The organism is Streptomyces sp. NPDC005483 (genome assembly GCF_040606035.1).
Classification (GTDB): Bacteria; Actinomycetota; Actinomycetes; order Streptomycetales; family Streptomycetaceae; genus Streptomyces.
Genome location: NZ_JBEXEA010000064.1, coordinates 17,098 through 27,157, shown reverse-complemented (window position 1 = coordinate 27,157; position 10,060 = coordinate 17,098). Strand labels below are relative to the sequence as shown.

The window sequence follows — 10,060 nt, the reverse complement described above, 5'->3', positions numbered from 1 at the left end:
GGAGGTGTGCCGATGCTGCGTCTCGACGGATGAGACCTTGGCCGCGGCCGCGGTGCCGCCCGGGTGCCACAGCGCGAACAGGAACGCGATCCCCAAGGCGACGGCCATGCCGTAGAAGACCCACTGGTTCGCCTCGGCGAAGTCCACCCGGACGGCGTGGACGATGTCGCGCATCCGGCCGGCCGCCGCACCGGTGCCCGAAGGTGGGCTGGCGTCGCCGCTGCCCGTGATGGAGCTGCTGAGGCGGTGGGCGGCGTCCCTGGCCTGTTCGGCCGACAGGCCCCGCGCCTGCAGGGTGTCCGTCACGTTCGAGCGCGTGACATGGGTGAGCATGGTGCCGAAGACGGCCATGCCCACGCTCGCCGCGTAGTTGCGCACCGTCTGTGTGACGCCCGTGACCTCGCCGTAGGACGGCCCGATCGCACGGTTGACGGCGTCCGTGGAAGCGGGAGCCAGAATGAAGCCGATGCCCGCGCCGGCCAGAGCCGCGTACGGCCACTGGTCGTGCATGGACAGGTCGGTCAGCTTGCCCACCCACAGGGCGAACCCGACGCAGCCCAGGACACCGCCCGCCTTCAGCGCCGGACGGGCGCCCCGCTGATCGAGGATCCGCCCGCCCCACTGCGAGGCGATGGCGAAGCCCGCGAACACGTACAGCAGGAACAGCGCTGCCTGGTTGGGCGAGGCGCTGAGCGAGACCTGTGCGTACACGGACGCGAAGAAGAACAGCGGGACGAAGGCGAGCATGGCGAAGAACAGCACCACCGCGTCGATGGTGAAACCCCGGTCCCGAAAGACGCGCAGGTCGATCAGAGGATGGCGCACGCCCCGCTCGTAGCGGACGAAGACGGCGAGGAGCGCCAGGCCGCCCGCGACGCAGAGCCAGGTCGCCAGGCTGTCCCAGCCCCAGGAGTAGGCCTGCTGGAAACCGAGAACACTCAGTCCCATACCGGCTGCCATGAGAGCGGCGCCCACGATGTCCAGGGTGCCGGTCCGTCTACGGTCGGCGATGTGCGCCATCGCGGTCAGTACCAGCGCGACGACGGCCACGGGGACGTTGACCCAGAACACCGCACGCCACGTCCATGCCGCCGTGAGCCAGCCGCCCAGCAGCGGTCCGACGGCGGTCAGTGCGCCGGACAGCCCGAAGAACAGGGCGAGGGCACGGCCGCGCCGCTCGGCCGGGAAGACCGCCACGACCACGGCCAGCGCGGCGGGGAAGAGCAGTGCCGCGCCGACACCCTGGACGGCCCGGAAGCCGATGAGCCAGCCCTGCGCGGCGTCCCCCTTGGGGACACAGCCGCACATCACCGAGGACACGACGAACACCAGCGTGCCGATGACCACGATGCGGCGCGGACCGTACAGGTCAGCCAGGCGGCCGCCGACGGCGAAGAAGGCGGCTAATGCCAGCAGATACGCGTTGATCACCCACTGCATTCCGGACGCTGAGAGGTCCAGCTCCCGGACGATGTCCGGGGCGGCGATCGAGACGATCGTCTGATCGATGAACGTCATCGCGACCGCGAACATCATGGCCGCGAGAGCCAGCGTCTGCTGATGCACCGAGCGAGGCGCGGGCGTGGTGCCGGCACCTTTGAGGTGTGTGTCGCTCACCCTCCCAGTCTGCCCCGGCCCGGGCGAACCCGCAGGTCCAGAGCGGGATACGGGGCGCCTGCACAGATCATGCGCGAGGTGCTTGGGCGTTGGCTGCGGCGGCTGCCCGGCCGAAGCCCTCGTCGACCGGCGGGCCCGGCGACGTGACGATCGCCGTCAGCGACGCAGCAGGTCCCGGAATCCGGTGAGCAGGGCGCGCAGTCCGAGATCGAAGGCCACGGTGGCGCGGCTGCGGTCGGCGGGGGTCTCGTCGAGTACGGCGCTCAAGTGCGGAGTCGTGTCACGGGCGACGTCGGAGACCATCACGGGTGGCGCCACCAGGTCGAGGGCCGAGCCGAGAACGAAACTCTCCAGCGCGGTGATCAGCGGCATGACCTCATGCGTGGCGAAACCCGCGTCCAGGAGCAGCTTCGCGACCTTCTCGTACATCACGTGCATGAACGGTTCGGCCAGCGGGGCGGTGGCGAGCAGGGGTACCGCCCCCGGGTGGGCGGCGAAGGCGGCGAGATAGGAGCGGGCCCAGCCCTCCAGGGCCTTGTCCCAGGGCTGTGACCAGTCCTGGTCGGCTCCGGTGGCCTGGGCGAGTTCCTCGCGCATCAGCGAGATGATGTCGTCGCGGCCGGCGACGTGGTGGTAGAGGGCGGACGGGGCGACACCCAGGGCTTTGGCCAGAGCCGGGATGGAGAGGGCGCCCTTCTCGTCGGCCAGGCGCAGTGCCGCTGCGCCGATGCGCCGGCGATCCAGCAGGGGTGTGCGCGGCCGTCCCACAGTGGCTCCTCGGAGAAATTGTCTTCGTTTGCCGTAACCCAGACGTTACCGAATGGCATTCAGTAAAACTCTTCCCAGTAGCCCGGGCGGCGCCTACATTACCGGAAACCGAACGCCTTTCAGTTAGGCGGTCGGCCTGAGGAGAGGCACTGTCACACGCCATGCATGCCGACATCGTCTTCACCGGAGGGGCCGTCAGGACCGGGGCCTCAGAGGAGACCGTCCACGAGGCCCTTGCTGTCACCGGCGGCCGGATCACCGCCCTCGGAGCGCAGGCGCTGGCCGCCAAGGGGCCACGTAGCACCGTGGTGGACCTGGCCGGCGGGGCCCTTTTGCCGGCGTTCGGCGACGGACATGTGCACCCGGTGATGGGGGGACTGGGTCTGGCCGGCGTACCGGTCCGGGGCCGAGGAAGTGTCGAGGAGATCGTCGAGACCGTACGGGGCTGGGCCGCCGAACACCCGGAGACGGAGTGGATCACCGGTGACGGCTTCGACCCGTGGCTCGCCCCCGACGGCCGGTTCGACGCCCGGTGGCTGGACGCCGTCGTACCCGACCGTCCCGTCGTCCTGCGCACCATGGACCACCACACCGCGTGGGTGAACAGCGAGGCCCTGCGCCGGGCCGGATACACCGCCGACACCCCCGATCCGTCGGGCGGGGAGATCCTGCGCCGGGACGGATCGTCCGAGCCGCTGGGCACCCTCCGCGAGTTCGGAGCTCTCGGGCCGGTGCTCGCCCGCATTCCCACGGCGTCCCACGAGGCGCAGGTGGCGGCGCTGCGCGAAGCCGCGGCCCGGTTCGCCGCGGCCGGGGTGACCTGGGTGCAGGACGCCTGGGTCGAACCGCACCAGGCCGACGTCTGGGTCGAACCGCACCAGGCCGACGTCTGGGTCACCGCCGCGACCACCGGACCGGGGCTTCCCCTGCGCGCCGACCTCGCCTTCGTCCTGGAACCCGACGGCTGGCGCGAGCGCATCCTCCGGTTCACGGCGGACCGGGACAAGGTGGAGAGCTCCGCTCCCGGGCTGCTGACCGCACGGAGCGTGAAGTTCTTCGCCGACGGCGTCATCGAGGCCGGCACCGCCGCCCTCCTCGAGCCCTACACCGACTGCCCGCACTCGCACGGCATCGCCAACTGGTCCCACCAGGAGCTGGCCGAGGCCGTCACCGCCGTCGACGCACTCGGCTTCCGCGCGCACCTCCACGCCATCGGCGACGGCGGGGTCCGGATGGCTCTGGACGCGGTCGAGGCCGCCGACCGCACCAACGGCGCCCGTGACCGCCGACCGGTCATCGCCCACGCCCAGCTCATCCACCCCGCTGACCTGGCCCGCTTCGCCGAGCTCGGCGTCGTCGCCAACCTCCAGCCGCTCTGGGCCCAGCCCGACCCCCTGATGACCGAGCTGACCCTGCCGAGGATCGGCCCGGAACGCGGCGCGCGGCAGTACCAGATAGCCGCCCTGCTGGCCTCCGGTGCCCGGATCTCGTTCGGCAGCGACTGGCCGGTCACCGCCCATGAACCACTGCGGGGCATCGCCACCGCGGTCACCCGCCAGACGCCCGAGGGAATGCCCGAGGGCGGCTGGCTCCCCGAGGAGCGGATAGACATCGACACCGCTCTCGCCGCCTACTCCGCAGGATGCGCCCACCAGGCGTTCGAGGAGAAGGAATGGGGCGCGTTGCGTCCCGGAATGCGCGCCGACCTGGTGCATCTCGCCGCCGACCCGGCCGGGGCCGCCCCCGGTGACCTCGCGCACCTCCCTGTCCTGGGCACGTGGCTCGCCGGCCGGCGTACCCACGACGCCTCCACTCCCCGCAGCACGCGTGCCGGGAGACGGTAGACCACGTCGTCGTGACGACCGGTCCACGTCTCCCTGTCGTATCGCTCGCTCCTCGACCCACCCACATCACGCGGAGACCTCCATGACCGAGCCCCTCGTCCCCACCGCTCCCCAGCAGCCTCCGCCGGCCGCGGGGACGGATCAGAGCCCTCACCTCCAGCGCGGCAGCCTCGGCGTCGCCGACATCGTCTTCTTCGTCGTCGCAGCGGCCGCCCCGCTCACGGTGATGGCCGGCGTGGCTCCCCTCGCCATCCTCTTCGGCGGCATCGGCGCCCCGGTCGCCTATCTCGCCGTCGGAGTGGTGCTGGTCCTCTTCGCGGTCGGCTTCACGGCGATGACGCCGTACATCCGCAACGCCGGCGCCTTCTACTCGTACATCGCCCGAGGTCTCGGACGCCCGTCGGGGCTGGGGGCGGCGTTCCTCGCGGTGTTCTCGTACAACTCCCTGCAGATCGGTATGTTCGGGGCGTTCGGCTTCTTCGCCTCCACCACCGCGAACGACCTCCTCGGCGTCGACCTGCCGTGGCCGGTCTACGCCTTCGCCGGGATCGCCGTCGTCTGGTTCCTGGGCTTCCGCTCCATCAACCTCGGTGCCAAGGTCCTGGCTGCCCTGCTGATCGCGGAGACCGCCATCCTGGTGCTGCTCGCCGGCGCCGTCCTGGTCAAGGGCGGCGCGAGCGGGCTGACCTTCGACTCCTTCGCCCCCTCGAACGTCTTCGTCTCCGGGATGAGCGGACCGCTCGGTCTCGCGGTCGCCGCGTTCATCGGCTTCGAGGCCACCGCCATCTACCGCGAAGAGGCCCGTCACCCCGACCGCACCGTGCCCCGTGCCACCTACCTCGCGATCGGCTTCCTAGGCCTCTTCTACGCCTTCATCAGCTGGGTCATCGTGCAGGCGTTCGGCAGTGGCCAGGCCGTCGCCGTCGCCGCGAAGAACCCGGCGGAGATGTTCTTCACCGCCATGACCCAGTACGTCGGCGGCTGGGCGACCGACGTCCAGCGCGTCCTGATCGTCACCAGCGTGCTCGCCGCCCTGCTCGCCTTCCACAACGCCATCACCCGCTACGTCTACGCCCTTTCCGTCGAGAGTGTCGCCCCTGCGGCGCTGGGCCGGGTGCATCCCAGGCACGGCTCGCCGTGGGTGGCCGGCGTCGCCCAAAGCGTCCTGGCGGTTGTGGTCGTCGCCGTCTTCGCCCTGCTCGGCGTCGACCCCTACACAAAGTTCTTCCTGTGGGTGAACACTCCCGGTGTGATCGGCATCCTCGTCCTGCAGGCGCTGGCGGCCTTCGCGGTGGTCGCCTTCTTCCGCCGCAACTCCGCCGAGCACGGCGAAGGACATCTGCGCACCCTCCTCGCGCCCGGCGCGGCCGGTGTCCTCCTCACCGCTGTCACCGTGCTGGTCTGCAAGCGCCTGGACCTGTTCACCGGCGCCGGCCCGACCGTCAACTGGTCGCTGGTCGCGCTCACCCCGGCAGTGTTCCTGGCCGGCGTGGCCCTCGCCGCACGCATCCGCCGTACTCGGCCCGACGTCTACAGCAAGCTGGCCACCACCGACGTCGACGCCGCCTGACACGCGCACAGCGGCGGTCCCGTCTTCTGGCCGCAGCCCGGAAGCCGGGACCGTCCCGCACCGTACGTCCCACGCACGAGACGCCCCACGAGAGGGGTGACCGGTCATGATCCGCGGTCTGGGCAGAAAGCCGACGCCGCGCCTGGCCTCAGAACTCGACGACGCTGAACTGGGCCGCGCGTGCCGGCAACTCACCGGCAGAGGCACCGCACGGACGCTCGCCGCCCCTGTTGTCGAGCGGCTGCTCGACGACACCGGTCCCGACTGGGACCGCCGGGCTCATCGACTGGTTGCCCTGGCCGCCGTGACGCGGCCGGGCATTCAGCGCTCCTGGGCCGAACTGCGTCCCGACCGCTCCGACGCGCACAGCCTGTTCGCCTGGGGAATCATGGCACGCGGCACCCGCACGCCCCTGCACCACGAGGAGTCCGCGCAGGCATTCCGGGCCTGCGCGGCGGCGGCACGCCTGGAGCCCCACGACCCCAACCCCTGGGTGGTGCGCCTCGGGCTGCTCCGCCGGTTGCGCAGACCACGTTCGGAGGTCTTCCCCGTCTGGCGAGAGATCGTCGCGAGAGACCCCTGGCACCGCGAGGCTCATGGGCAGATGTACGGCTACCTCTCACCCCGGGAATGCGGCTCCCTCTCCCAGTCCATGGAGTCCGTCGACCAGGTGAGGGCCACGGCACCGACGGCCGGTCTCCCGTTGCTGCCGTTGATCGACCGCTACCACGCCGCATTTTCCAAGGGCGGTGTCCAGGCACTCACGGCCGACCGCCTGTGGAGCGGGTACGAAGCCACCAGGATCCTGGAACGGGCACAGGCCCCTTGGCCCGAGCCGGGCCACCTGACGCACGCGTCGGCCATCGCCGACCTCGACCTCCTGGCCTACGCCCTCTGCGCCGCCAGAGAAGCGGCCCACGCCACCCCGGTCTTCCGCGCCATCGACGGCATCGTCACCCCACTTTCCCTGGGGACACGACGGTGGCGACCCGCTCGTGGCCTACACGACCGCCGAGCGACGGGCCGACGGGGGCCCGCCGAGAAAGGCGACGTAGCCGATAACGGCGACCAGGCCGACCCGGCCGTGTGGTCCCTACCGGACTCCCCGGCGGCCGAGAGCGCGAGAGGGAGGCGGCCAGCCGCCACAGCAGCATGGCGGCCCCGGCCAGGACAGCGTCGTAACCCCGACGAGTACGACTGCGACCGACGCCGGACGTCCGGTTCGGTACACCCCGGTGCGGAAGTTGCTGTACGGGCCGAGACAGCACGCCCCTCGGTCTCGTCGCCGAGCGGTACTCCTCCGTCGAACCCGCCGGCGAGCCCTCCGAGGTCGGTACCGATCGTCTGGTCTCGTTCGTCGAACTCCCTCTCCGGCTCTCTTGAGCCGGATGGTCGGCCCGCCGCCCCGAGGAGCGTTCGAGACGCCGATGACGTTCCTTCACGTGACGACCGGCACGGGCGCCCCGAGTCAGCCGGTCGACATCGTGGCCGACATGGCGGCCGGGTACCGGCTGCCCGCGGACCCCGGGGACGGATCTGGGCCGTAGCGGGACCGAGCACTGCCCGATCGCCTTCCCCTGGACCCGGTCGAGCCGTACGACGTAGACGACAGGACGTGACCGGTAGGGCTCAGGCATGGGGGACGACAGCCACGGGGCAGCGTCCGTGGTGGAGGGCGGCGTGGGCGACGTGGCTCAGCAGCGGCCCCGTGTGCGCGTGCCGGTGCACGCGCCGGCCGACGACCAGCAGCCCGGCGTCCGCGGTGGCCTGCACGACGGCCTTGGCGGGGCTCGTGAGACGGACACTGTCGGACACGTCCACCTCCGGGTACTTCTCCTGCCAGGGGCGGAGCGCCTTGGTCAGTTCCTTCTGCCCGTTCCTCGTCATCTCCTCGGTGGCGTCGTGGTCCACACCCCAGGGGGTGCGCGCGTGGAGCGGCACGCTGCGGCCGAGGACGGCCAGCAGGGGAGCGCCTCGCGCGGAGGCGGTGTGGAAGGCGAAGTCGAGCAACTCGTCGCTGGATCCGCGCGGTTCCACCGCCACGACCACGCGGCTCGCGGTTGCAGGAGCCGGGTGCTCCCTTTCCGGAACCGTGCGGACCACGACGACGGGCCGGTCGGCGCGTGCCACGACCGGGAGGCTGACGTCGCCCAGGAAGTAGCTCGAGAAGGTTTCCAGCCTCCGTGAGCCGAGCACGAGCATCTCGGAATCCGATGCCGCCCGCAGCAGGGCCTCCTGGGCGTCCTCGGCGACCAGGCTGCCCACGACCGTCAGACCCGGATGGCGTGTCTGCAGCTCTGACTGCGCGGTGTGGACCAGACGCTTCGCCCAGTAGTTCTGGTCGACTTCGAGGGGCCCGTTGGCCGAGTCCGGCACCAGCATCGGCCACGCGTGCAGCAGCCGCAGGGTGAGCTTGCGTTTCTCGGCCTCGGCGGCGGCCCAGCGGGCGGCGGTGAGGCTCTCTGGTGAGCCGTCGAGGCCCACGGTGACAACTGGTTGCATGGCGGCGGCCTCCGTCTCGTACGAAGCTGGAGATGAAGGTGAACGAGTCCGGGGCGAGCCGTCCGGACGTCGCCGGCGGGCCGAGCGTGGTGCGTTTCTCTCCCTTCGAGAAGTACACCAATCTTGTGCGGCCCGCACGTGGACCTAGGGAGAACAGGACACGAGCGGAGACCGGAACGGTGGCGTCTCCGGGTCTGATACGGGTGAGCTCTGGTGATCGCAGGTCGCCGGTTCCCCGAGTCCTCCAGCCCGGTGGTGACCTTGGCCTTCCGTGATCCCCTGGGCGCGAAGGGTGCGAGGACCTCATGATCCACCGCGGCACCGCAGACCTCCGGTCGGGTCCGTATGGACCACCCTCGATCGCCCCTTCGTCTTCCTCGGCGTGCGCGACGGCCAGGAGCTGGGCGGTCGCGGGGCGGCAGGGCCGGCTGCCATCGCCCCTCGACAGAGGCCGGGGCTCGCCGGCTTTGGCACGGCCCCCTCGTCGGCCTCGGGTCAAAGTTCTGCTCAGCGACGACGGCGTTGGTCTTCTCGGAGTGGAGACCGCGCGACGCACGGCGTACACCTCAGCTGTGAGCGGCGTTCCGACCGCCAAGTTCGCGGCCTTCTCCGCCTCCCCGCAGATGCGGGTGGCGCCTCCCCACCTGGTCGATGCCAACCTTCTGCCGGTTGCCGGCGGGCGGGTGCCGACCGTGACGGCCGATGGGGAGGTCATCGGCGCCATCGGGGTGGGCGGCGCGGACGACACCACGGATGACCGGATCGCGAACCAGGCTCGTGAGTCCGTGGCGAAGATCGTCGCGTAGGCCCCTTCCTGGTCAGCCAGTGAGGCCAACCGGGGTGTCGCCGGAACACCGCGGCGCCCGGTCCTCAGATCACCGCACGGATGATTCCGACGGTGCGTGCCAGATGCGGCTCGGCGCGGTCGGCGCGGTGGGCGACGGCCAGCTCCACACGTGCGTCGGCCCCGGCCAGCGGCAGGTAGACGACGCCGTCGAGCGATAGGGCGGTCACCGGTTCCGGTACGACCGCGAGGCCCAGGCCGCCGGCCACGAGGGTGACCAGCGTCGAGGTCTCGCCGACCTCGTGGCGGATGTGCGGCTCCACGCCCGCGTCGCGCAGCAGGCCCAGGACGACGTCGTACATCACGGAGCGGCGGTCGGCGGAGTGCACGATCAGGTCCTCACCGGCGAGGTCCGCGACGCGGAGCCTCTTCCGGCGTGCGAGGGGGTGCTCGACCGGTACGGCGACGACGAGCCGGTCCCGACGCAGGGTGTGCACGGTGAGGGAGAGGTCGGCCGCCGGTGGCCGGAGCAGTGCGACGTCGATCGCGCCGGTGCGCAGCGCCTCGACCTGATCGGGTGCGAGCATCTCGCCCCGGAAGGAGAAATCGACGCCGGGGAGTTCCGCCGTGAGCCGGCGTGAGAGCGCGGGCAGCAGGCTGTACGTCGCCGAGCCCACGCACCCGATCGCGAGGTGGCCCACCGAGCCCGCCGCCACGAGCCGTGCGTGATGGGCGGCCTCGTCGACATCGGCGAGGATCCCGCGCGCCCGCTCCAGGTAGGCCCGGCCGGCCTCGGTCAGATCCACGCGGCGTGTGGTGCGGTGCAGCAGCTCGACGCCGAGCTCCGCCTCCAACTGCCGGATCTGCTGGGACAACGGCGGCTGGGCCATGTGCAGCCGCTCGGCCGCACGACCGAAGTGCCGCTCCTCGGCCACCGCCACGAAGTAGCGGAGATGGCGCAGATCCATATGTCAT

At 71.2% G+C, this 10,060-nt stretch carries 7 protein-coding genes; 3 read left to right on the top strand and 4 right to left on the bottom strand.

All coding sequences use genetic code 11. The annotated features are described in order from the left end of the window. Nucleotides 1-1,536: MFS transporter (locus tag ABZT06_RS48070; RefSeq protein WP_355755702.1), on the bottom strand; the 1,536-nt coding region annotated here is incomplete at its 3' end. Between the two features lie 237 nt (nucleotides 1,537-1,773). Further along, a complete protein-coding gene (locus ABZT06_RS48065; protein WP_355755698.1) occupies nucleotides 1,774-2,385 on the bottom strand; it encodes a TetR/AcrR family transcriptional regulator C-terminal domain-containing protein in 612 nt (203 codons plus the stop codon). Between the two features lie 161 nt (nucleotides 2,386-2,546). On the opposite strand from ABZT06_RS48065, the gene ABZT06_RS48060 reads away from it, so the two are divergent. Both ABZT06_RS48060 and ABZT06_RS48055 read left to right on the top strand, forming a co-directional pair. After that, nucleotides 2,547-4,229: an amidohydrolase gene (locus tag ABZT06_RS48060; RefSeq protein WP_355755696.1), complete on the top strand. Its 1,683-nt coding sequence runs from the start codon at nucleotides 2,547-2,549 to the stop codon at nucleotides 4,227-4,229. Nucleotides 4,230-4,311: 82 nt separating this feature from the next. Then, the gene (locus tag ABZT06_RS48055) at nucleotides 4,312-5,799 is read left to right on the top strand and encodes an APC family permease (RefSeq protein ID WP_355755693.1); all 1,488 of its coding nucleotides are present in this window, start codon (nucleotides 4,312-4,314) and stop codon (nucleotides 5,797-5,799) included. A 1,629-nt stretch (nucleotides 5,800-7,428) separates the two neighbouring features. On the opposite strand, the gene ABZT06_RS48050 is transcribed toward ABZT06_RS48055, so the two are convergent. Continuing rightward, nucleotides 7,429-8,301: a universal stress protein gene (locus ABZT06_RS48050; RefSeq protein WP_355755690.1), complete on the bottom strand. Its 873-nt coding sequence runs from the start codon at nucleotides 8,299-8,301 to the stop codon at nucleotides 7,429-7,431. A 305-nt stretch (nucleotides 8,302-8,606) separates the two neighbouring features. On the opposite strand from ABZT06_RS48050, the gene ABZT06_RS48045 reads away from it, so the two are divergent. After that, nucleotides 8,607-9,107, top strand: coding sequence for a heme-binding protein (locus ABZT06_RS48045; protein ID WP_355755687.1), 501 nt, complete (start codon nucleotides 8,607-8,609; stop codon nucleotides 9,105-9,107). Between the two features lie 64 nt (nucleotides 9,108-9,171). On the opposite strand, the gene ABZT06_RS48040 is transcribed toward ABZT06_RS48045, so the two are convergent. Next, nucleotides 9,172-10,053 carry a LysR substrate-binding domain-containing protein gene (locus ABZT06_RS48040; RefSeq protein ID WP_355755685.1) on the bottom strand — a complete coding sequence of 294 codons (882 nt, stop codon included), beginning with the start codon at nucleotides 10,051-10,053 and terminating at the stop codon, nucleotides 9,172-9,174. Nucleotides 10,054-10,060 lie beyond the last annotated feature (7 nt).

Coding starts and splice junctions, on each gene's coding strand:
- ABZT06_RS48060 (WP_355755696.1), top strand. CDS start 2,547: ATGCATGCCGACATCGTCTTCACCGGAGGGGCCGTCAGGACCGGGGCC.
- ABZT06_RS48055 (WP_355755693.1), top strand. CDS start 4,312: ATGACCGAGCCCCTCGTCCCCACCGCTCCCCAGCAGCCTCCGCCGGCC.
- ABZT06_RS48050 (WP_355755690.1), bottom strand. CDS start 8,301: ATGCAACCAGTTGTCACCGTGGGCCTCGACGGCTCACCAGAGAGCCTC.
- ABZT06_RS48045 (WP_355755687.1), top strand. CDS start 8,607: ATGATCCACCGCGGCACCGCAGACCTCCGGTCGGGTCCGTATGGACCA.
- ABZT06_RS48040 (WP_355755685.1), bottom strand. CDS start 10,053: ATGGATCTGCGCCATCTCCGCTACTTCGTGGCGGTGGCCGAGGAGCGG.